The following is a 297-nucleotide window of genomic DNA, read 5'->3' on the forward strand; positions in this document are numbered from 1 at the left end:
GTACTTTCGACGTATCGGCAACTCCCAATCATACGAATACCCGTAGCGGTTCAGCACCATTGGCTTATACCGCAGCCTACGCCGTCGCATGTTCATGATCAGTAGCACGAAAGCGATGCCGACGTGTCGCCCACCACCCGGAACTTGGCGCGAGTCACACGATTGACCGGCGTATTGTACCCGAATTCCCGCAGCATGTCCGGCACCGTGTATTCCAGCTCAGCGGGATCGTCGGTGCGGTTATCACGACCCGAATACGGATCGGTGTAGAGGAAGTTATCCAAGTCAACAGCGCAG

At 56.2% G+C, this 297-nt stretch carries 1 protein-coding gene; it reads right to left on the reverse strand.

Annotated elements, in window-relative coordinates:
• Window positions 1-98: 98 nt before the first annotated feature.
• Window positions 99-297 (reverse strand): hypothetical protein (locus tag AC1RP4_RS07925; RefSeq protein ID WP_481763263.1); only part of this gene is annotated, 199 nt, incomplete at its 5' end.

The sequence above is a fragment of the Dellaglioa sp. CoH-56-MRSF-10 genome, assembly GCF_056782175.1.